Origin of the sequence: Desulfosporosinus sp. FKB (assembly GCF_002196705.1) — a bacterium.
In the GTDB taxonomy this organism is placed as follows: domain Bacteria; phylum Bacillota; class Desulfitobacteriia; order Desulfitobacteriales; family Desulfitobacteriaceae; genus Desulfosporosinus.
This window is the reverse complement of sequence record NZ_NADJ01000034.1, coordinates 64,565-88,557: the sequence shown is the minus strand read 5'-3', so window position 1 is coordinate 88,557 and position 23,993 is coordinate 64,565. Positions and strand designations below refer to the sequence as shown.

The window sequence follows — 23,993 nt, the reverse complement described above, 5'->3', positions numbered from 1 at the left end:
AGGAGGTTAATTGATAATGATTATCCTTTAAACAAGGAGGCAGAAATTATAATGTGTGGCATTATTGGTTGGATTGATTGGAAACGTGATTTATCATCTCAGCAAGAAGTTCTTGGAAGTATGACTCAGACTCTAACACCCCGAGGACCTGATGCAGAAGGGTACTGGTTCTCACCACGAGCTGCCTTCGGACATCGACGTCTGATTGTTGTTGATCCTGAAGGCGGACTGCAGCCGATGAGTCGCCAGCGCGGAGAACATACTTATACCCTCATTTATAATGGTGAGCTCTACAATACGCAAGATGTTCGCTCAGAACTTCAGAGTCTCGGCTATCATTTTGAAGGCCACTCGGATACAGAAGTTGTCCTTGTCTCTTACTTAGAATGGGGTCCCTCCTGTGTTGAGCGTCTCAATGGAATTTTTGCCTTTGGCATTTGGGACAGTAAATCTCAACATTTGTTTGCGGCAAGGGACAGAATGGGAGTAAAACCTCTCTTCTACAGTGAACAAAACGGTTATTTGCTGTTTGCTTCAGAAATTAAAGCCATACTCAAACACCCGGAAATCTCCCCGTTAATTGGGAAAAATGGGTTAGCGGAAGTTTTTCTTATCGGTCCTGCCCGTACTCCAGGCAACGGTGTCTTTGAAGGGATTTCTGAATTAAGACCCGGACATAGCATGATTTATTCCAACAACGGTTTAAAAATTTATCAATATTGGGCTCTGCCAAATAACATTCATACTGATGATCTTAGCCAGACCTCAACGAAAATCCGAAACCTCTTTCTCGATACTGTCCAGCGGCAACTGGTATCGGATGTACCGATCGGCACTCTGCTTTCGGGCGGGCTGGACTCCAGCGCTATTACCGCCATTGCCGCTAATACGATAGCATATCAAGGCAAAGGCCCCTTACCTACCTTTTCAGTGGATTACGCAGATAATGATAAATATTTCAAGCCCAATGATTTTCAGCCCGGAGCCGACGGTCCATGGATAAAACGAATGTCGGAAGCCTTCTCCACTCAACACACAAATTGTACATTCTCGATTCCTGACCTCGTTGAAGCTCTTAAAATAGCCGCATCGGCACGTGACTTTCCAGGCATGGCAGATGTTGATTCTTCACTCTTTCTCTTCTCCCAAGAAATCAAAAAGCATGTAACTGTCGGGCTCTCAGGGGAATGCGCGGATGAAGTGTTCGGAGGCTACCCCTGGTTTCATCGTCCTGACTCCCTTGCTGCAGAAACCTTTCCCTGGGCACTTCATGTTGAAAATCGATTGCAGGTCCTTTCACCCGAATTAATAGAATTTCTTCAACCCTATGACTATATTCGCGAACGATATGAAGAAGCTTTAGCTGAGATTTCTAAACTTCCGGGCAACGCACCGGTTCACCAAGACAGCAGAACTGTCAAAGAACGTCAACGCGAGGCTCGCATCCGAGAAATCTCCTATTTAACTCTCACTCGTTTTATGCCCACTCTCCTTGATCGTAAAGATCGAATGACCATGGCTACAGGCCTAGAAGTAAGGGTGCCTTTCTGTGATCATCGCATCGTTGAATATGCTTGGAATATTCCTTGGGAGATGAAGGCCTTGGAAGGTCGGGAAAAAGGGCTTCTGCGTCATGCTCTAACCGGCGTTCTTCCTGAAGATGTCCTCTGGCGCCGCAAAAGTCCGTATCCAAAAACACATCACCCCGCATATCTGCAGGCCGTGCGCAGTTGGCTAAAAGAAATTGTCGCCGACTCTTCTTCTCCTCTGCTGCCTCTTATTAATCTTCCTGCTCTTGAAGACTTAATGAAACTTTCAGATACACTGCCTTCAGGGCGCCCGTGGTTTGGTCAGTTAATGGACATTCCACAACTTTTCGCCTTTTTGATTCAAGTCGATTTTTGGCTAAGGGAAAAAGAGATCCAAATTCTTTAGTGAACTCGAGAACGGGGGCCGCTCCCACTTGTAGAAGTGGGAAGTCTCACGATTAGAAAGGCCTGCAGCACAATTGCAGGCCTCATTTTATATCATCAAAATTGTTTATTTCTTCCTCTTTGGGTTCCTGAGGTTGCTTTTTGGTGACCTTAACTTTCGTTATACGGAAACCATTGACTTCAATAACTTCAAAAAGGAAGCCATCAAAATATACCACGTCGCCTTTTAAAGGCTTACGGCCTAAGCGGGAAAAGACGTAGCCGCCGATGGTAGATACAGTTTCTTCTTCAAGTTGAATTTCCAGCAATTCTGATACTTCTTCCATAAGAACACGACCGTTAAGAATATATTCCTGATCATTAAGCTTTTCAACAGGAGGCTGCTCTAATTCAAATTCATCGTAAATTTCGCCAACGAGTTCCTCCAGCATATCTTCAATGGTTACAAGTCCCGCAGTACCGCCAAATTCATCAACGACCACAGCCATATGAGTTCTTTGACTTCGCATGGCTTGAACTAAATGTGAAATTGGCATTCCTTCCGGAACAACAAGTATGTCTCGTTTAATCTTAGTAATATCCTTCTCTTCAGATTGTTCCTGAAGCCAGAAGATATCTCTCATGTGTACTAACCCCAGAACATGATCTTTGTCCCCATCGCAGAGCAAATACCGAGTATGCCCATATTTCTTTATAAGTTCAAGACACTCGGCAAAGGTATCCTGGAGAAAAATACAGACCATGTCCTGGCGGGGAATCATGACTTCACTGGCAATGCGGTCTGAAAATTCGAAGACATTATCGAGAAGCTTTCCTTCCATTTTATCCAAATAGCCATATCGTTGACTGGCATCTACTAACATGCGCAGTTCTTCTTCACTGTGGACAAGATCCTGTTCATTAGCCGGTTGAATACCCAAGAGTCGCAGGACAAAGTTCGCAAGACTGTTAAGAGTCCAAATCACCGGATAAAAAACTCGATAAAATCCTTTTAATAAACCGGCCGTTGCCAGAGCCGTTCCTTCATCTTTCTGTATGGCCATTGACTTTGGAACAAGTTCGCCAAGAACAATATGCACACAAGTAATCAATAAAAAGGCAATAATTACGGAGATGGTTTCAGTATAAAGCCTCTCCCATCTTCCCAGCCCGCTGAACAAAGGTTCGATAAGTGCCGAAACAGCCGGTTCGCCCAACCAGCCCAGGCCCAGAGAAGCCAGGGTAATACCCAGCTGACTCGCCGAAAGATAAGCATCAAGCTTTGAGGTAACTTCTAAAGCCGTCTGAGCACGATGGGAACCGTTTTCAGCCAGCTCGGCCAAACGGGTTTTTCGGACTTTAACCATCGAGAACTCGGCAGCTACAAAAATACCATTTATTAAAACTAAGAGAAAAGCAAATAAAACCTTAAAAAGGCTCCAAAGCAGACCTTCTATGACACTCCCCTGATTAAGCGATGTTCTCTCGAACACAGCCTAACCTTTTCCTTTCCTAATATTTCTATAGAGAACTCCATAATTTTTTACGACATTTATCCAATCATAAGAAGACTCTCACTTCTTCAAGTGGGGGCGGTTCCCATACCTTGCTTCGGTGGGGTAGGGTCCATCCGAGTTCACTCAACTTAGTGATTATAACAATTATATATGATAGATTATGACTTGTAAAAAAGGACATCTCTGCTAAAAATAAGATGTCCATCTTAGGCTGTTCACTTTTTTAAACCGGCGACATATTCCGAAACTGCTTGAATATCAGCAACGCTCAAAGAACTTCCAAAACCAGGCATTGATCCTTTTCCATTTCGTGTGATATTAGCAACTTCATTCTGGGACCTTGTTTCCGTATTTTGGGCTCGCGCTGAACCACCTGCTCCAGCGGGACCATGACAAGCGGCACAATTCTTGTCATAAATATCTTTTCCCGTGGAAGTTGGTGTCGATGATGGCGGTGTTGGAGTAGGTGCTGTATTTGAACTTTCTTCGCTAAAATTGTTCTTGCAAATTCTAGGGTAAGCTTTTTTACCATCATACATAACGCGTGATTTTTGCTTTTAATATAGTTATAGTTTAGATTAGCTTATTAAATAGTTTAGCTTTACGGAAACTCAAACTTTTTAATTCATTAAATTGTTGTTATTTTCAACCAATAAGCTTTTCCCGTCTTGAGAATTAGTAACCGTTGTGATATGCTATAGAAAATCAATCCATTTTAGGTGCCCTTTGGGGAGAATAGGGAAGTTCGGAATAAAAAACGACGCGGACCCACCACTGTATTCGATGAGCCTCGCTGACCACTGGCTTATGCTGGGAAGGCTGCGAACCGGCAATGATTCGAGAGCCAGGAGACCTGCCTAAAATGTTGACGGCTTCCCTATATTGGGAAGCGTCGGTGACGACGGCAAAGTCCCGACCACATTATTTGTGGCGGGACTTTACTTTTTTTCATCTGAAAATTAAGGAGGATTATGTCATGAAAAATTTATCCGAAACACAACTCCATGATCAACTTCAACATCTCATTACCTCAGTTTCCGACCTTGATGAAGCGGCTATGGCCAAAATTCAAGTACGTTTAGATTCCCTGACTAAACCACAAGGAAGCTTAGGACAGTTAGAACACTTTGCGAAACAGCTTGGCGGAATTCAACGCACTTCTCAGCCCAAACTCTTAAAAAGAGCCGTCCTCTTAATGGCTGGAGACCATGGAGTCGTAGAAGAAGGGGTCAGTGCCTTTCCTCAGGAAGTAACTCCCCAAATGGCGTATAATATAATAAACGGCGGTGCAGCTATTAACGTCTTGGCTCGCCAAGCCCAAGCTGATGTCGTTTTAACCGATGTTGGAGTTGCTTTTCCTCTCGAAGGTAACTGCCTTCATAAGCGTGTAGCCGACGGAACTCGGAATATGACGAAAGGGCCGGCCATGACGAAGAAGGAAGCGCTCCAAGCGTTGCTCACCGGGGCTGAAGTTGCCCAAGAAAAAATTCAAAACAGCTATAACCTTTTTGCTACCGGAGAACTTGGTATCGGCAATACCACTCCCAGTTCAGCTATTGTAGCCCTCCTGACGAATTCTTCCGTTGAGTCCGTTGTGGGACGAGGAACTGGAATTGATGACAAAGGCCTCTTAAGAAAATGCCAAGCCATTAAAAAAGCCATCGAAGTGAACCGGCCGGACGTAACGGATGCACTTGATGTCCTCATGAAAGTTGGAGGTCTAGAAATAGCCGCCATTGCAGGCAGCATCATTCAAGCCGCTGCCAGTCATGTTCCCATCGTTATTGATGGATTTATCTCTACAGCAGGAGCTTTAATTGCTGCTAAACTTGCTCCCAAGAGCGTGGCTTATATGCTCCCATCCCATGGATCCGTCGAAATTGGGCACCGTAAAGCACTAGCTGAACTAAAACTGGAACCGGTGCTAAATCTTGATATGAGATTAGGTGAGGGCACGGGAGCAGCCTTGACCTTTCACCTCGTTGAAGCTGCCCTGCACATTTTAAACGAAATGGCGACCTTTGAAGATGCAGGCGTCAGTGAAAAAGCAAATTAGGGCCACGTGATTGGGTTTATTAAGACAATGAGGGGAGTCATTGAAAACGATGTCACAATTCACCCTTATAACGGGAGGGTCACGAAGCGGCAAAAGTAGTTTTGCGGAACTATTAGCTGCCCATACGGCGTACCCCAGTCGACCTGTCATTTATATTGCAACGGCTCAAATCTTGGACGAAGAAATGGCGCACCGGGTCAAAAAGCACCAACTACAAAGGCCCGCAACTTGGCAATTGATCGAAGAACCATTAAATATTCCCGATACCTTGCAGAAACTAAAAGAGACTAATGGGGTTATTCTCCTCGATTGTGTCACCCTTTGGCTCACGAATCTTCTTCTTTCTGAGACAGAGAAAAATGCACAAGCTTCGCAATCAGCTCATATTACCCAAACCATTTATGAGATGATCGAACCTAAAATCTTATCCCTCGTACAAGAAGTAGGGCTCCTGGCGCAAGAAATTCAGCCGTCTGTTATTTTCGTTACCAATGAAGTCGGTCAGGGAATTGTTCCGGAAAATTCCTTATCCCGTGCTTACCGCGATTTAGCAGGACGAAGTAATCAAATTCTCGCCCAAAGCGCAGATAAGGTTTATTGGGTCACTGCGGGTCTCCCCGTGGAAATCAAGCATTCAGGCGAGGCCTTGCTCTCATCCCTGCGCAAGGAGAGATAGCCAATGCGCGGATTTCTCATCGCTCTCACTTTCCTGACCAGACTTCCTTTACCCTCACCTAAGGTGGAGGTAACCTCGGAAGAGTTTACTGGAAGTTATCGTTATTATCCATTAGTAGGGCTTTTAATAGGCTTTATTCTTTGGCTTCTGGCCAAAGGGTTGTTTCCATTTTTTCCGCCGTTGGTGTTAGGTGCTCTCCTCTTAGCTGCCGAACTAATGCTCACCGGCGGGCTCCATCTTGATGGTTTCATGGACAGCATGGACGGATTGCTGTCCGCCCGCAGCCCGGAACGGATCTTAGAAATCATGAAGGACAGCCGAGTTGGAGCCCATGCTTCCATGGCACTCTTTGGTTTACTGCTCTTTAAATTTTCTTTACTTGCAAGTCTAACTCCGGCAAAATTTTCTCTTCTTCTTATTATGCCTATGCTTTCGCGTTGGGTTTTTCAAATAGGCGTCATAGCCTTTCCATATGCTCGAGCTCAAGGATTAGGCAAGGGATTTCACGAGGCGACTCAATGGATTACACTTCTTATTTCGGGAGCCCTAGTCTGTGGAATCTCCTATTTATTATCAGGCTTCGCAGGCATAATCTCCTTCTTCGTTTGTATTATTGCTGTAACCCTTTGGGCACATAAAATCACTTCCCTTATCGGGGGCTTGACCGGCGATCTCTATGGAGCCATTATCGAGCTTTCTGAAGTACTTTGCCTTTTTGCAGCTTTTCCTTTTCTCCATTAAAATAAAAATACATCTTTAAATAGGCTCATTATTTGTGGAAGAGGCCGTAACGAATTAATCTTCGTTACGGCCCCAATTTCTTATTGATTAGTTCTCACAGTCCTATTTAATCATCCTAGTAGCTATCCTGGCAAATCATCTTCGTTGATCTAGACTATAATTATCTAGCCTACGATCGCCCGTGCTAAGCGCTTAATTCCCTCATCAATTACTTCCGGTGTCGAGCAGGAATAGTTCAAACGTACCTCTGGAGTGACTCGCTGATCTGTGTAAAAGACCGCGCCCGGAACATAGAGAACATTCTGACGAATAGTCTCCTCAACATAATCAAAACTGCTGGCTATATTTTTGAAACGAGCCCAAAGAAAGAGACCTCCTGAAGGCACAATCATTTCCACCTGGTCACCGAGATACTTTTCAATAGCCTCAACCATAGATTGTCTTCGTTCCTTATAGACCCTTCGCAAGGTTTGAATATGTTCCGGGAGCACACCTTCTTTTAAAAACTCTAACACCGCACGCTGAGTCAGATTATTGCTGTGTAAGTCTACCCCCTCTTTCGTTTGGCAAAGGTGATCTACAATGTCTGCATCTGCAACAACGTATCCGACCCTTAGTCCAGGGGCTAAAACTTTTGAAAAGGTTCCCAAATAGATGACATTTTCACCCAATTCCACTAAATTGGGCAAAGCTTCCCCTTCAAAACGCAGTTCCCCGTAAGGATTATCCTCAACGATCAGCAAATCATAAATTTGAGCTACCCGCAAAAGCTGCAGTCTGCGCGCAAGGCCCATCACCTTACCGGTAGGATTTTGGTAATTAGGAATAAGATATAAGAATTTGGGAGTTACTTCGCCAAGCATTTTCTCCAGTTCCTCGGGAATGATCCCCTGATCATCGCAGGGAATCATCCTGAATCGAGCACCAAAAGCCTGAAAGGCCTGAATCGCTCCCAGATAAGTCGGCATTTCCAAAAACACAACGTCACCCGGATCTAAAAAGGTTTGACCCAATAAACTTAAGCCCTGTTGACTTCCTGTTGTCACAACGATGTTTTCCATCTCAGCCGGTTTACCATTTCTCAGATGCTCTTTCGCAAGCCATTCTCTTAAGGGCGGATGTCCGGCAGTTTGAGCATATTGAAGAGCAGGTTTTCCCTGTTCCTCGAAAACGCGCTGAAAACTGCGCTGCAAGACCTGATCCGGAAAAAGTTCATGGGCCGGCAAACCGCCGGCAAATGATATCATATCTGGATTCTGGGCAGCTTTTAGCATTTCCCCTATAAAGCTTTCACCTATATTAGCCATCCATTTTGCATACCGCATCTTAAATCCTCCTCAGTTCACCTGATATATGTCACATTTTGATATTCTTCTCTCTTTTATATAGTTGGCTAATATATTATTCTACTTTCTGAAATAATTTCCTGCCAGAGATCAAGTTGTTGTAATCATTATGTATTAATCGGACAATAAGAACCTTCGTTCAATGTCCTCTGCCAAGAGCGGTTTACTAAAGAAATACCCTTGCATTTCATCGCATTGTTTTTCTTTGAGGAAATGCCATTGGATTTTCGTTTCTACTCCTTCAGCGATTACTCTAAGGTGAAGACTTCGAGCCAATAAAATAATTGTAGTAATCACTTCTTCCCCATTATTATCTTCAGTAATATCTCGAACAAAAGACTGATCAATTTTTAAAGTATCTACCGGCAATCGTTGTAAGTAATTTAGTGACGAAAATCCCGTTCCAAAATCATCAATGGAAATCCGAACTCCCAATTCTTTAATACGATGTAATAAATTAACGGAAGATTCCCCCTTTTTCATGGCAATGCTCTCTGTGATTTCAATTTCCAGCCACTGAGGATCCATTTCGGTATCGTTTATTACTTTAGACAGTAATTCAATAAAATTGGCTTCCTGGAACTGTCGCGCCGAAATATTTACAGCAATGCGCCAGGGCTGATGTCCTTGTTTTTGCCAGGCAACATTTTGGGCACAGGCATTTCGCAATACCCATTCCCCAATAGGAACAATTAAACCTGTTTCTTCAGCAATAGGAATAAATACGTCCGGGGAAACGATTCCTCTCTCGGCAGAATTCCAACGAATCAGGGCCTCCATGCCAACAATCCGTCCTGTACTAAAATCCACTTGTGGTTGATAGTTAAGAACAAACTCTTCCCGTTCTAAGGCTTTACGCAGATTATTCTCAAGCGTGAGACGTTCCTGTGCCCGGCTGTTGAGTTCCGGTGTAAAAAATTGATAGTTTTTTCGGCCTTGCTCCTTGGCATAATACATTGCTGTATCTGCTTGTTTGACTAAAGATTCTAAATCACTGCCATCATTAGGATAAAGGCTTATTCCGACACTTGTACTAATGAATACTTCGTTCCCACTGAGCATAAAGGGCTCTAAAAAAACTTTTAAGATCCTGTCAGTGACATAGGCGGCTTCTTCTCCCCGCCTAATTTCGGGAAGAAGAATCAAAAATTCGTCTCCGCCTTGACGAGCAATAGTATCTCCTTCACGTATCGCTTGTTGAAGTCGCTCCGAACACAGCTGAAGGAGAAGATCACCCATATTATGTCCCATAGTATCATTGATTAGCTTGAAATGGTCTAAATCAAGGAACAAAACTGCCAGCATACTCTTCTTACGCCGAGCTTGTGCCAACGCCTGGTTCAGGAGTTCATTGAACAGAAGACGATTTGGCAGGCCAGTAAGAGAATCATGGTGGGCTTGATGTGCAAGTTCCTTCATTAAATTTCGCTTGTCACTAACGTCATGGAAGACCAAAACTCCTCCAATAACGGCACCTTGCCGATCGCGAATTGGTGCAGCAGAGTCTTCGATGGCTATTCTCTGTCCATTTTGATGGATTAAGACAGTATGGTTTGCTAAGCCAACGATACGCCCTTCTCTTAGGCAGCGAACAATGGGACTCTCAACGGGGGCGCTGGTATTTTCATTGACTATCCGAAAAACTTGTTCCAATGGACGGCCCACTGCTTCAGCATTACTCCAACCGGTCAGGGCTTCAGCTATAGGGTTAAGATATTCGACATTACCCTGAACGTCCGTAGTAATAACCGCATCCCCAATTGAATCCAAAGTAACTTGCGCACGTTCTTTTTCCAGCCAGATGATAGCCTCTGTATTTTTTCGTTCTGTGGCGTCACGGATGATACTTACGATTATTGACTGGCCACGAAAAACAGCCCCCTTAGAGCTGACATCGACCGGAAAAATGCTGCCGTCTTTGCAGTGGTGCATGCACTCAAACTGAATCCCGGTTTGTGCTAGCCTGAGTTGTTCGATAAGTTTATCACGGTCAGCATTTAAGCGTATATCCTGGATATACATACTCGTTAACTCTTCCCGGGTATATCCATAACGATTTATAGCAGCCTCATTAGCATCTATGATCCGTCCGTCCGATTGGACAAAAAGAATCATTTCCAATGAATCCTCAGCTAAGAGGCGATAGCGTTCCATATGTTCCCGATCGCTTGCTGAATTAAACATAACGGCTAATTGAAACGAGAAATGTTCCAAAAAAGCTAGCCGCTTTTCATTAAAATAGTCAATTATTCGCGAGTATAACGTCAAAACTCCAAAGGTTTCTCCCTGATGGATCAGAGGAAAAACTGCCACTGAACGAAGTTCATTTTTCTCAATAAAATCTTTCCAAGCATCGAAAATGGGGTTTCCCTCTAACACTTCCACATGTTTATAGCCGGTTTGAATTGCCCGTCCTACTGCTCCTTGCCCATATAAGGATTCATCCCAACGGATCGGATTAGAGTCCAAATACTTCAGACCAGCTTGGGCCCGAAATTCAACCATTCCATCGTCCTTTTTTACCCCGATCCAAACCCAAGGAAATTCCATTTGCTTGACAAGCTGTTCGCAGAGATATCGTTTAATTTCAGGCAGGGTCTTTTCAGATAACACCATTTGATTGATTTCATTTAAAAGATGTTCATAGATTTCTAACGTTTTCTCCTCTGTAATATCTACGAGGGTTGTTATGATCTCCTGATCATGATCAGAATTTAGATTTTGAATAATGTCAGAATGGATCGATAGCCAGGATTTCTGTTGACTTCCCTCTGAAACTACCAGTTCACGATAAAGAGGTGATTTTTCATTGTGAGCTAAAGCATCCTTAGGTAATCCCTCCCATTTAAAGGGTGTCCCGTCTGAAAAATAAGCTCGCCAAGAACCATCAATAGGAGAAGGCAATCTCAATTGAGAGCGGCCACGCCTCAACAAACGACAGGCAGCATCATTGGCATGAATAAGCTGTCCATGGCGATTCTGCACTATAATTCCGCTGGAAATTCCCTCATATACCCTTCGATAATACGCCTCTTGTTCTTGAACTTCATAAAATTGCTGCTTCAGCTCTTCCTCGGCGGCCACAAGCTCTTCATGAGTCGCCTCCATTTCTTCATGGGCAATTTCAAGTTCCTTATGCTTTGACTGTAGTCGTTGATAACTGTCCTGAAGCGCTTCTTCAGAATCCTGAAGTGACTTTAATCCCCAGTAAAAGAACAGATAAAGAAAAACCGAAGTAACAAAAACATAGGCCCACCCCTTTAGGGTTGATAACTGAACATATAACTTCTGATCCTGAATAAAAAAGCCCAAAATACGATCAGAAAAAAGTATCCAAAAGCCACCAATTAAAGCATATAGGCTCGTTAAGCGCCATGGGGTAATTCGTTTTAAATTGTCCCATTTCAGGTTAACCATCATAATGGATCTCCTCCTTAGAAATCCATTCTCCAAGATTCAATGAAAATCCTGCTAATAATTGGTTTTTTTCTAAATATAGACAAATTTTTTCCGTATAAAAAAACGGCCGCCATACGGCCGGCCGAATTTTAGAATTCGCTTTTCAGTTCAAGATAATTCTAGGATTAGTCTCTGACAATGATTTGTCCTTTCCCATTTTGTTTTCCGATATAGAGCCGACGATCGGAAACTTTATATAATGTTTCATAGTCCTGAGATTCCGTAGGAAATTCTGCAACCCCAATGGTTATACCCAAACCAAATTTTTCGAGGTCTAAATTTTTCTTTAACCGTTCAATAATTTTAATGGCGTCTGTACCTGCCTTTAAATCCGTAAAGACCACAGCAAATTCATCACCGCCTGTTCGAGCAACAATATCGCCTAACCGAACAGATTTTTGCAGGTTTTGGGCAACATGAACGAGGGCAAGATCTCCCGCGGGATGTCCTTGGGTGTCATTCAAATTTTTAAAACCGTCTAAGTCAAGAAGCAAAAATTGAAAGGTCGTTCCGCGCCTCAAGGTATTCGCCATTTCTCCCAACATCCGCTGTTCAAAACCTTGACGATTTAAAATCCCTGTTAAGCAATCTGTTGTTGCCAAACGTCTAAGTTCCTGCCTTTGGCGTATCGTTTCTAGAGACATACTTAAAATCCTGACAAAAGCCGATAGTATTTCTTGAGTTTGTTCAAGATTCCTGACTCCTGAGTCCATAAGCCAGAGTTCCCCGACAATCCCGCGATGGGCTATAATCGGATGGACATAAATCCGCTTCACAGGATATGGCATATCTCTTTGATCCGATTTTTCTAAAATCCTTAATGTTGGTGTCGAACGTGGTACATACCCCAACGGAAAATGGATTTGCTTATCGGAATTCATCCACTCTTGCCAAACTTTTTCTAAGTGCTTTAACCGCCCAAAGGGTGACCGTATGATCCAATCCCCATCTTGCTCCATATGAAAAAAGCCTGCTTCGAGATATAAAATTTCCATAGCCATTTCCCCGGCTTCAGCTAACAATTGATCCTCAGAAACAGCCTTTACTAAAATTTCAGTTCCCCGTAAAAGCAGTGACAAAGCTTGTTCACGGTCTAAAGCCGCCAAACGCAGCTGCTGCTCATAGACATTCGAAGAAATCAAGGGCATCAGTTGTTCCAGCCAATAGACGCTATTTTCATCAAAGGCGAAAAGATTAGGACTAAATAGAGCCAGCAAGCCAAAAAACTGGCCATAATGAACCAAAGGAACACATAAAATTCGCCGTATTTCAAATTCCTGTAGATGTTCGCTCCATTCTGTGAAAGAATACCCCTTCTTTAATGCTCCGAAATCATGTTCATACCCTTGCTCGTCAATTTCATGGAGCGTAATTTTAGGCTCAAAAAAAGTATCGCTTTCTATTATGCCTTTAAAAAAATCCCTCAAATCTGAAGAAAGAAAGCTACGCTTTAAAAATCTTTCTTGTTGTTCTGTAAGAGCACTAATGGTCAGAGAATGAAATTTTTGTTCTTCAAATAGCCAAATACCAGCCATCGTCGAATTAAAAAAATCAAGCCCTCGTTTTGTCAGTAATTTTAGGGCGTCTTCTAAATTCTCTTGGTGATTAATTTCTTGAAGAAGACCAAAGATGTCCTCGGGTTTGAGACGATACATATTAGATTGGGCCGGCATGGGTTTATCACCCTTTCATTCTCATGTCATAACCATATTTTATCATAAACCAAGAAAAGAAAAAGTCTTTTCAAGATTGAATATCACTTCTATTCAAAAGAGTACATAATATGTTAGGATAAACAATAGGTGCGCTGTTAAACTCTTCATTGGGGGGGTATCTCTTGAAAAAAAAACATTTTTCCCTTCTCACCTTGTTGCTCTCCCTTTCTCTGGTGATTATCCTCTATCCCAAGCTTCAACACCCTTTTGTACTTCAAACCTTTATTAAACAATGGGGAAACCTAAGCCTTTTTATTGATATTTTAATAATTGCACTATTAATGCTTTTTCCGGTAGTTCCCTTCGTATTGGTTGCCGGAGTGAACACTATCCTCTTTGGCGGGCTTGGCGGTTTTTCGCTTTCTCTGGCAGGGAGCCTTTTAGGCGCTGCTCTTGGCTTTTGGCTCTCTCGGTCCCTAGGCCAAGCTTGGGCCCAACCTAAAATCGCTCAATCGGGAAAATGGGGAAAGCTCATCGAGGGCAACAGCTTTTCGATTGTTTTTCTCTCCAGGCTCATTCCCATACTTCCCTCTGCGGCCGTCAACTATTCGGCCGGATTATCTCAAATGCCTTTTCCCTCTTTTATTCTGGCTACTCTTTGCGGAAAATTCCCAATGATTATTTGGGAATCTTGGGTTGGCCATGATTTCTGGCGAGCTTCCCACCATCCAGGCCGTCTTCTTATTTCTTTAAGTATAGGAATAATCCTCTTTGGCTTAGTAATTTATTATTGGTACATAACTAATAGAACAGATCCCCAGCATTAAAACCAAGAAACCACTCTAGTTCCCTTTCCATCTTCTCTTCCTAATACTTAATAGAGAACTTCATCACAAACTATAAGAAGCCTTCATGCAATGATTAATGAAGGCTGTCTCAGCAAATCTTAAGCTCGGCTAAAGGCTCTGGCAATCCTCTGATATCCTGTTACGTTTGGGTGAGCAAAATCCGGGCCTATTAATTGTTGCTCCTTACCGCGGAATTCTCGATTAATATAGGCAACATTTCCCCCATAACGGTTTGCCCAGGCAGCAATCATCATATTGGCCTGGTCAATTATTTGCTGTGCTTGACAAGTGAACCGCGCATAGGGTCCTGCTGGTAAAGGATTATACAGAGTACCTATTTTTAGTGTCGCCTTTGGATTTATCCTTCTGATTTCTTCCCCTATTTGGGATACGGTTTTCCCCATAGAAACGAGGGTCAAAGACAACTGAGCGGGACTAAAGATACAGGCAGAACTTCTCAAGGAATTCCTCAAAAATTGAAGAAGATCATTCGAACCAATCGTAATCGTTATTAACGAAGCCTGACAAACATAGCGACGTATTGCTGCGTTTTGCCGTAACAAAACTAAAAGTCCGCCGGTTGTCAAACCATTAACCCCAACGTTACGCAGCAGCAAATTCGGCTCACGCCTTCTTAGAAATTGGGCATATATCGACGGAAACGAGAAAATCGTTCCAACCCCATACCCAGCAGTGATAGAATCTCCCAATGCCAGATACAACGACAAATTCACACCTACTTTCCAAAGATCTTTCTTTTCTAATAGGGTATGATTTCCAATTCATTTCTGTCACGCCTGACGAATAAACACCCTTATTTCAGAGAAGCTAAGAAGAAACATGATTGATTGGTGTGGATATTCGTGAATAATCTCTGGCAATTAATTAAGAAGGGGAATTCCTCATCCTTATATGCTTCCATAGGGAATCTCATACTGGTTGTGATTAAAGGCATTGCCGCTTTCACCAGCGGAAGCGGGGCTATGTTTGCTGAAGCTATGCATACTGGGGCCGATACGGTTAACCAGATCTTTGTCTTTGTCGGCAGCATCCTTGCGGAACGAAAACCAACATCTCGTTTCCCCACGGGGTTTGGCAGACTCATTAATGTCTTTTGTATGGGGGCTGTAATCGTTGTAACAATTATGGCTTATGAAACGGTACTCGAAGGAATCCATCTCATTAAGCATCCCTCGTCGTTTCAAACTTTGGGATTTACTATTTTTAGTCTTGTTGCTTCTATGGCAACGGATGGTTACGTTCTCCTTAAAGCAATCCGTGAAATTGGCAAAGAGACTCACAGTGATAAAAAAGGGCTAAATCTAATCCCTTTTGCACTCAAAAACGTCAGACAGGCTTCTCCCCCAACCCGTTTGGTCTTTTATGAAGACCTTGTAGCCACCTCCGGAGCAGTTCTGGCTTTAGGAGCGATCCTACTCACACGCTTTACTCCTCTCAAGGCTCTTGACGGATTTGCCGCGATCATAATCGGGCTGCTTATGGTCGGAGTTGCCTTTCGAGTGGGGTATGACAATATGGTCGGGCTTATTGGAGTTTCCGCCCCCAAAGAGGTGGAAGATAAAGTATCTCAGATTATTTTGGTCGATCCTGCTGTGACAGATATAAATAAAATGCGTATCCTCCAGGAAGGACGTTTTTATCACGTTGAAAGCTACATTGAACTGCGCAGAGGGTTTACCTTAGCAGAAGCAGATAAAATCAAAGCCAAAATCCGAGACAATTTATTGGCATACGAAGATGTCACAGATGTAACATTAGGCATTATTGAAGATGATGGGATTAAAGATTGGCAGCCAATTGAATCCTCTAATTAAGAAGCGCTGAACATCGAAAGTTGATGTTCAGCGCTTTTACTCAAGAACTTTATCGTAACAAAAAAAGGGGGCTTCTTTAGACATAAAATTAATTTGACCAATAAATTTAAAACCGCATTTCATAAAGAGAGACTTCATTTTTTCATTTTTTGAATTTGTATCAGTTTTCAAATAGGGTAAATCATTGCTTCGCGCCAAGGTCTCAGCAAATTGAAGCAATTCGACAGCTAAACCACGCCTTCGATAATCGGGATGGACAGACATTCTGTGGATTACCATCCCTTCCCTGGAGAACCACTGAAGATGAGAATATTCCTCAGGTTCAACCCTATTTACACAGATAAACGCCGCAAGATTACCCTTCTCTTCTCGTACGTATAAGTTTCCTGCCTTAATATCCATCGTAAAATCATCGGCTTGTGGATAATTCTCATCCCATTGATAATTCCCATATGAATGCATTTCCAAAATTGTCTTTTGGACCATGTCCATAATTTGCGGAACATCTTCAACTACTGCTCTTCTCATCATCTGGAAAACCCCTAGATTCATAATAGTTTAACGTTACAAAAATCCTATTCCATCAGCAGCCAGGTAGTTGCCCAATAGTTATTTTCTTAACTAACAAAATTAGACATAATGTTATGATAGAGCGTCAAATACGAATCCAAACGCTGGCTAAGCTTGATCACTTCAGGATCAATCAAGGACTTACGTTGGGCTAACATGACGAGTTGAGATCTTAGACTCTCAATTAGACCTAAAACTTCATCCTGATTCATAATCTCCCCTCCCCAATCATAATTCCTTATTTCCTGTCAACATATTACTCTAATCAGCAAAAGAATTCAATTCTTTAGAGGTTATTTTAGAGATAAAATAAAACATTGTTTTGAAGATCGAAATCGAAATGACATTGCTATCACGATAAAGCCCATAAATATAGTGAGGCTACCGAACCATAGGGAGAATATCGTTTTCGATAACGTTCAAATTTCTCTTTAGGAAGTTCCTTAAGATTGTATAGATTCATCATACCTCTGCAAATGGCTAAATCTTTGAAGCTTAAGACATCGGGACGGTTCAAAGAAAATATAAGAAGCATTTCCGCAGTCCAAAGGCCCACGCCTCGTAAGGAAGTAAGCTTGGAAGTGATTTCCGCGTCCGTTAATTTATTTAGGTTTTGGAAATCGATAACTCCAGTTATGGCTGCCTCTGCAATTCCTTTAATATAGCTTGCTTTTCTTTCCGACATTCCACAGGCTTTTATTTCAGCAAGATCAACCTGAGCAATGCTTCCAGGCGTCAATTCTGGAAATAGAAAATTTAATCTGTTCCAAACCGTTTCTGCCGCCTTGCTGGAAATCTGTTGACTGACAATACTGGAGATCAAAGCAGTGAAGGGATCTGGAGTAATTTCACGCCAGATTATACCGATTCTCTCAATAGCTGCGCCCAGTTTTTTATCTTTTCTTCGAAGATAGTCTATCTCCTTTTGGCCATAGACGAAAAAGGACTTTTCCTTAGTAATAACCATAATTACCTCCATTCCGCCACTGTCGCTGACGGCACTAATAAGCGGCTCTATAAGACCGCAAGCAAATCATTACTTTAACTTCTCGTTAAAAACTATTTTACAATAAAGAACGATGGTATAGATCGTTCGCCATAACGGCTTGACGGATGATTAATTATCTTGCCGTTATAATAAAGAACTGAAGATGCACCGCCATCAAGATTAGCAACATTATAGGCGCCATACTGAAGCATAATATCCTGTACATCTTTAAGGGTTGCACCCAAAGAGCCGACTTGCCGCCCATCAATAACCAGCATTAAGATTGTGCCGTCCTTAGTCTGTCCGATGGCTGTTCTGGGAGCAATCCCCCATCCCCCGTCTCCATATGTAATTGAAGGCTTGCCATCGACGACAAGAAACGGACTAAAGGTAACTGCATCCCGGATATCCATTTGTTTAATTTGGGTTAAAGTATAATGTCCAAGAACTAATACATTATCGCGATTTAACCCAATGATATCAAAGGATGAAACGGGATCTTTATGCAGAATCTGACCGTCAGAAATAAGAATGCCGAGGGGCTGCCCGCCATTACCGGTTCCTTGTGGATCATCAAACACCCCGCCGTTGATTACAGCACTTGCTCCGTTCTCCTTGGCAATATCCTCAGCTTTTTCTCCTACCTTACCCAGATAACGCGTCGCAGCGACTTGAACACGGGCCGGATCATTAATCTTAAGCAAATAACCCTTAAATCCCTTTTGACTAATGTCAATTAGTTCCGTTCCACTGTTATTGACCGTTCCTTGAGTTCGAATATTATCAGGATGAGAATTCCCCAAATCGGCTATTTTATTACTATCCATTATTTTTTTGATTTCCGCTTCACTAAATAAAAAGGTTGCCAAATATTGATGATGCAGCGTAGTCATGGCACTAGTTACCCATAAATCGCGAAGGGACTCAAAAGGTTCAACAGGTGCAAACAAAAATCCTAAAAAGCACAAGACGAAAATCGAGAAACTTGCAAACATCCCTATAAAAGCCTGCTTTAGCCGTTTTTTTCTACGGCTGTAATAATAAATTCCGGCAGGTTTTCGCTGTAGCCTCTGGTTCCCCATTGGGTCAGATGACCGAGAAATTCCTGTATTACTCATTTTACCTCCATTCTCTTGGAGAAAACACGATACCTTAAATATCTATATTCTACAACATATTTCACGATAAACGTTAACCCAATTTTCGGAAACAAAATACATTCTTCGGTCATATGACGGATAAAATTCATCTCGAAAAATGTGATACCTTCGAACAATTGTATTAAAAATCCACCCAGTAATTTTGTTACTGGGTGGACAGCTAAGTTCATGATTATTGGGTTAATAATTCACCTTCTAACTTCTAACTTATCAATGTGCAGAAGTTCAGGAAACAGTTTCATCCAAAGAAGAGCGACGGCTATGGTTCCGATTCCTCCAATGAAAACTGCCGGAACTGTACCCAACCAAGAAGCTGTCAGACCGGATTCAAACTCGCCAAGCTGATTGGAAGTACCTATGAAGAGCATATTTACGGAGCTAACTCTGCCCCTCATTGTGTCAGGAGTTTCCATTTGAACAAAGGTCGAACGGATAACAACACTTATGACATCAGAAGCTCCTAATAAAATAAGTGCCAAAATAGATACAATAAAGGAAGTCGATAACGAAAAAATGATAGTGGCGACGCCAAAGAAAATTACAGCTAGAAACATAGTTCGCCCGACATTTTTCTTAAGCGGATATCTGGCCAGAAAAGCTGACATTAACAGTGCTCCAACAGCCGGAGCTGAGCGGAGTACTCCCAGTCCAAAGGAACCAATAAAGAGTATTTTGCTGGCATAAATGGGGAGCAAGGCCGTGGCACCGCCAAATAATACGGCAAATAAATCAAGAGAAATAGCACCAAGGATCACAGGCCTGCTTCTGATAAAGGATATACCTGCAAACAAGGTTTTTAAATTTTTAGATTCTGTTTTAACTTGGTCTTTTCTTACTGAAACAAAAAGTATCAGTACACTTGAGGTGAATATTAAAAGTCCGGTGATAGTATACACTGCTCCAGGGCCGAAGGAATAGATTATACCTCCTAAACCAGGGCCAATAATTACTGCAAATTGAGAGGCTGAAGCCACAAGAGCCGCCGCCCTGGGAAAAACTTCGTCGCTGACGATGTTGGGAAGCAACGCTTGCATCGGCGGGCCCTGAAAGGAATTGGCGATTCCTATAATAAAGATTAAGATCAGGATTCTTTCTTCACTAATCCAGCCATGAAAATTCCCAAACGCGAGTAAGAAAACGGACATAGCTCCAACCATCTGGCTTATCGAGATAATTAATTTTCGGTCATAGCGATCAGCAACATGTCCAACGACAAGGGTTAAAAAAATCATAGGCATAAACTGAACTAATCCGACAAGCCCTAAATAAAATGCTGAGTGTGTCAAGGAATACATTTGCCATCCGACAGCGACCGTCAGCATCTGAATTGCTAACGTATTAGCTACACGGGAGGTCATTAATAAAGCTAATGATTTATTCCTTAAGGTTGTAAAGTTGTTAATGACGCTCGCACCTCTCTTATTGGGAGAATTTAGCTCGAGAAAATTGTTATAGCTAGAGTATAGCTTCAAGAAGAACGGTAAGCAAGATAAAGCAAGCTCTAAGAAAAAGCTTGCTTCTCAAACAAATAACCTCACCAAATCTTCCTTCCACAGATTATAACTTGAAAGCATTGGTCGTATTAAACAAAGTAAGGAACTCTTTATGACGTGGCCGACGATCTGAACTATCTCTTGGGAGGTGTAGCTTGAATAAAGCAAAAAATTATTTTCTGGTTGATACTGCGCTCATCTTGTTATTGTTGATAGTGTCAATTACAGGTCTTCTCGTCTGGTTTATCTTTCCTTTTGATTCAGGAAATGACGAATTAGCCATGTTCTTTGAAACCATCCATAAATGGGCTTCCATTATTCTAATCGTTGTCTCTGTTTATCATTTTTGTGGTCACTGGAAGTGGTATAAAAGGGTTTTCCAGAACCTAAGGAAATTATAAGTGTAGGCAAGAGAGGTTTACTTCTTATAAAGCTTAAATGTTAAAGAATTATCCCCAACAAAACTACGAATTAAGATAGAAGCCGCGGTGTTATTTTTAAACTTAAAATCAAGTTCTGGATAAGCAACGGTTGCATCTTGCCCAGGCGGTACGTAACTGATAGGCAGCGTATGGGGATGTCGTTCAATAATTTCTAAGCCTGCAAGACTTACCGCATTATATAGCGTGGAGGAAACTTGACATACCCCTCCTCCAAGTCCAGGGGTAAAAGAGTCTCCTTCTATAATCAGGGCTTCCTTATAACCCGCTTCAGCAGTTCGTTCCCCGACACTTTTATTGAAGGAAAAGCGTTCTCCAGGCGCTAAAAGTTTTCCATCAAGTGCTTTCGCTGCAAGGCGAATGTTCTCAGTTCTATTGGCCAAGCCAGGATCAAAGTAAGTCGTATATTGGGCGATTGGCAACGGTTCTCGGACAGTAAGGTTAAGCTTTATAGGATTAGCAAAACCATCAATGACCCCGATGTAAACTGTTGTACCTACTTTACTGGTATCAACCGTCTGGGGATTCCACTGGACAGACAGATTCTCTATATCACTATTATAGAGTTTTGCGGGGACTGTTGTGGGCAAAGAATAACTTTCATTTTGGGTTACCGTTTGATTAAGGTCATCTATGGAATAGATACTCGTACCTTTCACTGCTCCCGAAATTAAACGTTTTGAGTTTGCCATTATTTCATCGGATACCACTCCGCTTCCGCCAAAGGCAACTAAATCGGGACTTAAGTTATTCATGAAAAAATTCTCAAAATAGCCAGCTGTTGATTTAGGTAACGTAGGGATGGAAGGATCGACCATAATTATGGGTTCTCCTTTTCGAGCAGCTACCGCACTTCCTGCCAAAGCATCTGCAAAGCCATAACCGTTGGCAAGATAGACCATTGCCGGATTGGTCACAAATGTCTTGGCAATAATTACATTGGTATCAAATCGTGATTGCCCCATTAACCGCTCGATACTGGCCTCAGGCAAAAGATCGCGGATTTCGGAGATTACATTGTTCGAGATTAAAACTTCTCCGCCAGTAACAAAAACTTTCGCTGGTTTTAGTTCTTGCAAATAATTTTTCAATTCTTCAGGGAGTTCCTTGGCAGGTGACAACAGAATTGGCCAGTTTTTATTAGCAGCAAAGCTCGAAATACTTAACGCATCGGAATAGTCCTCTCCTGATGAAATTACAACGGATGATCCCATCGCAGTGTGAAGAGATTCAGCTATTTGGTAAGATGTATCATAGCGATCTAAACCAGCAATTCGTTCAATTTTGGCAAATCCTAGTTCGTTAAGTTCAGCTTCGAACTCATTTCCAATAATTCCTGTCCCCCCAATAATATAAACTGTGCCAAGGGGATCAAGATGTTGGCGAATATAGTCAAAGGCATCTTGAGAATCCTCAACGGTTGAATTAACTAAGAGAATAGGAGCTTCTTTGGTATGAGCCAATACACTTGCTGAAATTCCGTCAGCAAAGTTATTTCCAGTTGCCAGAATTACATTATTAACTTTACCACTGCTATAATACTCTGAAATGGCCTTGGCCGTCTCATATTTTGTCTTCCCAGCTAAACGATTCATCTTAACACTTTGTGACGTACTAATATCTGAACTTGAATTATTCGTTGCAGCGTAAACCGGCAACCCTGCCATCATTGTGTTACAAACAATAATGATTGACGCGATCATTTTTTTGCTCATCAAAACTCACTCCTTCAATTATCGAGATAATTATCTCATGCTGAAGAAATGAAGACTGTCGAAGAGAGCATGCTGATGATGCGCTTTTAAACAACGAACGTGTCCTATTTAAACGAATTTGGTATATTATTCCAAAATGGAAATTAACCGGAATTAACTATGGGAATCACTCCCACTTTAGAAGCGGATGTCTTACGATTGGATCAAATGTGTGATAAAAAAAGGTTCAGCTTAATCTGCTGACCCTATTAGAGAAATCACTTTTACTTACTTCTATTTGTTGCCTACAATTCCTTAAAACGAACCCGAAAGTTGGCAACAACCTCCTCAAACTCAGAAAACCCTTCATTCTCAAGCAAACGCCCGTAATTTGCCTGCTTCGTCTTAGTATCGACAACTGTATTCCAGAAGTACTGTATCATCCCTTGAGCATCTCTCTGTTTCATTCGCAAATGTAAACCACGAGTCGCCTTCTTGAACCGTTCTGAAGTACTTGGTGATTGCAAAATGGGGTTAAATAAATTGACTTCCAGAAAATCGAGAATCTCTTGCTCTTTAGTCATAACGCCCTCCCACTTTCTAATCATTCTGCAAATGAAGAAGTGTATATTAGTTATGACTATGAGACAAGTCGCCAACCTATGATAATTTATGAACCTATCCTTACATTCTCTTCCCATAATAATTAAAAAGAAAAATGGTTAAGAACAATTGAATAAATATTATAGCTGCAACCATTAGTATAATGACACTCTTTGCTCCCATAAAACTCAAGGTCAAAACCAAAATACTTAAGAGATAAATCAATACTTGATTAACTTTAGCACCAACCTTTTCTTTTAATCGTATATTCCGTTCATCATTACGTTCAATTGCTATTCTGCGTTTCATTGTTTCACCTTCAGTCTTTGATACCAAAAGATCATCAAAAAACTTCCCTAATCCAAGACAAAACAAAGCTGCACCAAGCCCAATGCCCAGCCCTGAAATTTGTTTTACTGCTTCACTGACCAATACAAATTCTCCCAGATAAAACAGCACGGCTCCCGCGACTGTTAAAATAGCGTATAACCATAATTTACGCTTCTTCACTTTCTACTCCCCCTCATAGATAAATATCTGTTCGATACTCAGATTAAAGAAACGAGCAATCTTAAATGCCAGCATAATAGACGGGTTATAACGACCATTTTCCAAAGAACTAATCGTCTGCCTTGATACTTCCAACCTGTCAGCAAGTTCTTCCTGTGTAATCCCGCGTTGTTTTCTAATTTCTTCAAGCTTATTCTTCAAGGACATTCCTCCAAACACGAATTGTAAAGGATACTTTCCATATAATATGGTAGCATGATTCCTATGTAATGTAAAGCGAGCTTTACTATCATTTCAAAGCAAAGGCCCTGTGAACGCTTCTAATTTAATCCCTCGAAGAATATGCCTTGACAGTCGAACGGAGTCATACTCTGGTATTAACACCTCAAACTTAAATAGTAAAACTAATTATTTTGAAGCATAAAAAAGAAACGTTGCTCTACGAACTGCTCAAGTTCGTAGAGCAACACTCCCCTTAAGAATAAAGCC

22 protein-coding genes and 1 riboswitch are annotated in these 23,993 nt (G+C 42.0%); of the genes, 7 read left to right on the top strand and 15 right to left on the bottom strand.

Annotated features, from left to right (window positions below; genetic code table 11):
* Positions 1 to 51 precede the first annotated feature (51 nt).
* Positions 52 to 1,935, top strand: a complete 1,884-nt coding sequence (gene asnB, locus B5Y67_RS12970) for an asparagine synthase (glutamine-hydrolyzing) (RefSeq protein WP_088226855.1) — start codon at positions 52 to 54, stop codon at positions 1,933 to 1,935.
* An 82-nt stretch (positions 1,936 to 2,017) separates the two neighbouring features.
* Here the strand turns inward: asnB and B5Y67_RS12965 are convergent, their stop codons facing one another.
* The gene (locus tag B5Y67_RS12965) at positions 2,018 to 3,361 is read right to left on the bottom strand and encodes a hemolysin family protein (protein WP_088226902.1); all 1,344 of its coding nucleotides are present in this window, start codon (positions 3,359 to 3,361) and stop codon (positions 2,018 to 2,020) included.
* Positions 3,362 to 3,645: 284 nt separating this feature from the next.
* On the bottom strand, positions 3,646 to 3,969 hold the full coding sequence (locus tag B5Y67_RS12960; protein ID WP_088226854.1) for a cytochrome c: 324 nt from the start codon (positions 3,967 to 3,969) through the stop codon (positions 3,646 to 3,648).
* Between the two features lie 161 nt (positions 3,970 to 4,130).
* Positions 4,131 to 4,306, top strand: a riboswitch (cobalamin riboswitch).
* A 100-nt stretch (positions 4,307 to 4,406) separates the two neighbouring features.
* On the opposite strand from B5Y67_RS12960, the gene cobT reads away from it, so the two are divergent.
* Genes cobT through cobS form a run of 3 tightly spaced genes read left to right on the top strand, consistent with a single transcriptional unit; the run spans position 4,407 to position 6,903 of the window.
* Positions 4,407 to 5,486 (top strand): nicotinate-nucleotide--dimethylbenzimidazole phosphoribosyltransferase, encoded by a 1,080-nt coding sequence (gene cobT / locus B5Y67_RS12955; protein WP_088226853.1) that lies wholly within the window; start codon positions 4,407 to 4,409, stop codon positions 5,484 to 5,486.
* 49 nt (positions 5,487 to 5,535) lie between these two features.
* Complete coding sequence (gene cobU / locus B5Y67_RS12950; protein WP_088226901.1) at positions 5,536 to 6,162, top strand: bifunctional adenosylcobinamide kinase/adenosylcobinamide-phosphate guanylyltransferase; 627 nt, start codon at positions 5,536 to 5,538, stop codon at positions 6,160 to 6,162.
* A gap of 3 nt (positions 6,163 to 6,165) precedes the next feature.
* Positions 6,166 to 6,903 carry an adenosylcobinamide-GDP ribazoletransferase gene (gene cobS / locus B5Y67_RS12945; protein ID WP_088226852.1) on the top strand — a complete coding sequence of 246 codons (738 nt, stop codon included), beginning with the start codon at positions 6,166 to 6,168 and terminating at the stop codon, positions 6,901 to 6,903.
* A gap of 164 nt (positions 6,904 to 7,067) precedes the next feature.
* Here cobS and B5Y67_RS12940 read toward each other — a convergent pair whose 3' ends face one another.
* The 3 genes from B5Y67_RS12940 to B5Y67_RS12930 all read right to left on the bottom strand — a co-directional run bounded on the left by B5Y67_RS12940 (position 7,068) and on the right by B5Y67_RS12930 (position 13,381).
* Entirely contained in the window at positions 7,068 to 8,228 is a 1,161-nt protein-coding gene (locus B5Y67_RS12940) for a PLP-dependent aminotransferase family protein (RefSeq protein WP_088226851.1), read from the bottom strand.
* Positions 8,229 to 8,363: 135 nt separating this feature from the next.
* Complete coding sequence (locus B5Y67_RS12935; protein ID WP_088226850.1) at positions 8,364 to 11,669, bottom strand: EAL domain-containing protein; 3,306 nt, start codon at positions 11,667 to 11,669, stop codon at positions 8,364 to 8,366.
* Between the two features lie 164 nt (positions 11,670 to 11,833).
* Positions 11,834 to 13,381 carry a sensor domain-containing diguanylate cyclase gene (locus B5Y67_RS12930; RefSeq protein WP_088226849.1) on the bottom strand — a complete coding sequence of 516 codons (1,548 nt, stop codon included), beginning with the start codon at positions 13,379 to 13,381 and terminating at the stop codon, positions 11,834 to 11,836.
* Positions 13,382 to 13,545: 164 nt separating this feature from the next.
* Between B5Y67_RS12930 and B5Y67_RS12925 the strand changes: the two genes are divergently transcribed.
* A complete protein-coding gene (locus B5Y67_RS12925) occupies positions 13,546 to 14,190 on the top strand; it encodes a TVP38/TMEM64 family protein (protein ID WP_088226848.1) in 645 nt (214 codons plus the stop codon).
* Between the two features lie 119 nt (positions 14,191 to 14,309).
* Here the strand turns inward: B5Y67_RS12925 and B5Y67_RS12920 are convergent, their stop codons facing one another.
* A complete protein-coding gene (locus B5Y67_RS12920; RefSeq protein ID WP_242975963.1) occupies positions 14,310 to 14,933 on the bottom strand; it encodes a GDSL-type esterase/lipase family protein in 624 nt (207 codons plus the stop codon).
* Between the two features lie 141 nt (positions 14,934 to 15,074).
* On the opposite strand from B5Y67_RS12920, the gene B5Y67_RS12915 reads away from it, so the two are divergent.
* Entirely contained in the window at positions 15,075 to 16,046 is a 972-nt protein-coding gene (locus B5Y67_RS12915; RefSeq protein ID WP_088226846.1) for a cation diffusion facilitator family transporter, read from the top strand.
* A 36-nt stretch (positions 16,047 to 16,082) separates the two neighbouring features.
* Here the strand turns inward: B5Y67_RS12915 and B5Y67_RS12910 are convergent, their stop codons facing one another.
* From B5Y67_RS12910 to B5Y67_RS12885, 5 genes are all read right to left on the bottom strand, one after another.
* A complete protein-coding gene (locus tag B5Y67_RS12910) occupies positions 16,083 to 16,577 on the bottom strand; it encodes a GNAT family N-acetyltransferase (protein WP_088226845.1) in 495 nt (164 codons plus the stop codon).
* A gap of 86 nt (positions 16,578 to 16,663) precedes the next feature.
* On the bottom strand, positions 16,664 to 16,828 hold the full coding sequence (locus B5Y67_RS12905) for an aspartyl-phosphate phosphatase Spo0E family protein (protein ID WP_088226844.1): 165 nt from the start codon (positions 16,826 to 16,828) through the stop codon (positions 16,664 to 16,666).
* A gap of 140 nt (positions 16,829 to 16,968) precedes the next feature.
* On the bottom strand, positions 16,969 to 17,583 hold the full coding sequence (locus B5Y67_RS12900) for a DNA-3-methyladenine glycosylase (RefSeq protein ID WP_088226843.1): 615 nt from the start codon (positions 17,581 to 17,583) through the stop codon (positions 16,969 to 16,971).
* 92 nt (positions 17,584 to 17,675) lie between these two features.
* The gene (locus B5Y67_RS12895) at positions 17,676 to 18,722 is read right to left on the bottom strand and encodes a phosphodiester glycosidase family protein (RefSeq protein WP_088226842.1); all 1,047 of its coding nucleotides are present in this window, start codon (positions 18,720 to 18,722) and stop codon (positions 17,676 to 17,678) included.
* 230 nt (positions 18,723 to 18,952) lie between these two features.
* Positions 18,953 to 20,167: an MFS transporter gene (locus B5Y67_RS12885; protein WP_282432777.1), complete on the bottom strand. Its 1,215-nt coding sequence runs from the start codon at positions 20,165 to 20,167 to the stop codon at positions 18,953 to 18,955.
* A gap of 245 nt (positions 20,168 to 20,412) precedes the next feature.
* Between B5Y67_RS12885 and B5Y67_RS12880 the strand changes: the two genes are divergently transcribed.
* Complete coding sequence (locus B5Y67_RS12880) at positions 20,413 to 20,658, top strand: DUF4405 domain-containing protein (protein ID WP_088226839.1); 246 nt, start codon at positions 20,413 to 20,415, stop codon at positions 20,656 to 20,658.
* Between the two features lie 17 nt (positions 20,659 to 20,675).
* Here the strand turns inward: B5Y67_RS12880 and B5Y67_RS12875 are convergent, their stop codons facing one another.
* The 4 genes from B5Y67_RS12875 to B5Y67_RS12860 all read right to left on the bottom strand — a co-directional run bounded on the left by B5Y67_RS12875 (position 20,676) and on the right by B5Y67_RS12860 (position 23,705).
* Complete coding sequence (locus B5Y67_RS12875; RefSeq protein ID WP_088226838.1) at positions 20,676 to 22,412, bottom strand: cell wall-binding repeat-containing protein; 1,737 nt, start codon at positions 22,410 to 22,412, stop codon at positions 20,676 to 20,678.
* A gap of 284 nt (positions 22,413 to 22,696) precedes the next feature.
* Positions 22,697 to 22,975 carry a hypothetical protein gene (locus B5Y67_RS12870; protein ID WP_088226837.1) on the bottom strand — a complete coding sequence of 93 codons (279 nt, stop codon included), beginning with the start codon at positions 22,973 to 22,975 and terminating at the stop codon, positions 22,697 to 22,699.
* A gap of 100 nt (positions 22,976 to 23,075) precedes the next feature.
* Positions 23,076 to 23,504 carry a hypothetical protein gene (locus tag B5Y67_RS12865; RefSeq protein WP_088226836.1) on the bottom strand — a complete coding sequence of 143 codons (429 nt, stop codon included), beginning with the start codon at positions 23,502 to 23,504 and terminating at the stop codon, positions 23,076 to 23,078.
* A 3-nt stretch (positions 23,505 to 23,507) separates the two neighbouring features.
* Positions 23,508 to 23,705: a helix-turn-helix transcriptional regulator gene (locus B5Y67_RS12860; protein ID WP_088226835.1), complete on the bottom strand. Its 198-nt coding sequence runs from the start codon at positions 23,703 to 23,705 to the stop codon at positions 23,508 to 23,510.
* Between the last annotated feature and the right edge of the window lie 288 nt (positions 23,706 to 23,993).

What these genes read in the sequence shown, in the direction of transcription:
- asnB (WP_088226855.1), top strand. Translation starts at nt 52, where the DNA reads ATGTGTGGCATTATTGGTTGGATTGATTGGAAACGTGATTTATCATCT.
- B5Y67_RS12960 (WP_088226854.1), bottom strand. Translation starts at nt 3,969, where the DNA reads ATGTATGATGGTAAAAAAGCTTACCCTAGAATTTGCAAGAACAATTTT.
- cobT (WP_088226853.1), top strand. Translation starts at nt 4,407, where the DNA reads ATGAAAAATTTATCCGAAACACAACTCCATGATCAACTTCAACATCTC.
- cobU (WP_088226901.1), top strand. Translation starts at nt 5,536, where the DNA reads ATGTCACAATTCACCCTTATAACGGGAGGGTCACGAAGCGGCAAAAGT.
- cobS (WP_088226852.1), top strand. Translation starts at nt 6,166, where the DNA reads ATGCGCGGATTTCTCATCGCTCTCACTTTCCTGACCAGACTTCCTTTA.
- B5Y67_RS12940 (WP_088226851.1), bottom strand. Translation starts at nt 8,228, where the DNA reads ATGCGGTATGCAAAATGGATGGCTAATATAGGTGAAAGCTTTATAGGG.
- B5Y67_RS12935 (WP_088226850.1), bottom strand. Translation starts at nt 11,669, where the DNA reads ATGATGGTTAACCTGAAATGGGACAATTTAAAACGAATTACCCCATGG.
- B5Y67_RS12930 (WP_088226849.1), bottom strand. Translation starts at nt 13,381, where the DNA reads ATGCCGGCCCAATCTAATATGTATCGTCTCAAACCCGAGGACATCTTT.
- B5Y67_RS12910 (WP_088226845.1), bottom strand. Translation starts at nt 16,577, where the DNA reads ATGATGAGAAGAGCAGTAGTTGAAGATGTTCCGCAAATTATGGACATG.
- B5Y67_RS12905 (WP_088226844.1), bottom strand. Translation starts at nt 16,828, where the DNA reads ATGAATCAGGATGAAGTTTTAGGTCTAATTGAGAGTCTAAGATCTCAA.
- B5Y67_RS12900 (WP_088226843.1), bottom strand. Translation starts at nt 17,583, where the DNA reads ATGGTTATTACTAAGGAAAAGTCCTTTTTCGTCTATGGCCAAAAGGAG.
- B5Y67_RS12895 (WP_088226842.1), bottom strand. Translation starts at nt 18,722, where the DNA reads ATGAGTAATACAGGAATTTCTCGGTCATCTGACCCAATGGGGAACCAG.
- B5Y67_RS12875 (WP_088226838.1), bottom strand. Translation starts at nt 22,412, where the DNA reads ATGAGCAAAAAAATGATCGCGTCAATCATTATTGTTTGTAACACAATG.
- B5Y67_RS12870 (WP_088226837.1), bottom strand. Translation starts at nt 22,975, where the DNA reads ATGACTAAAGAGCAAGAGATTCTCGATTTTCTGGAAGTCAATTTATTT.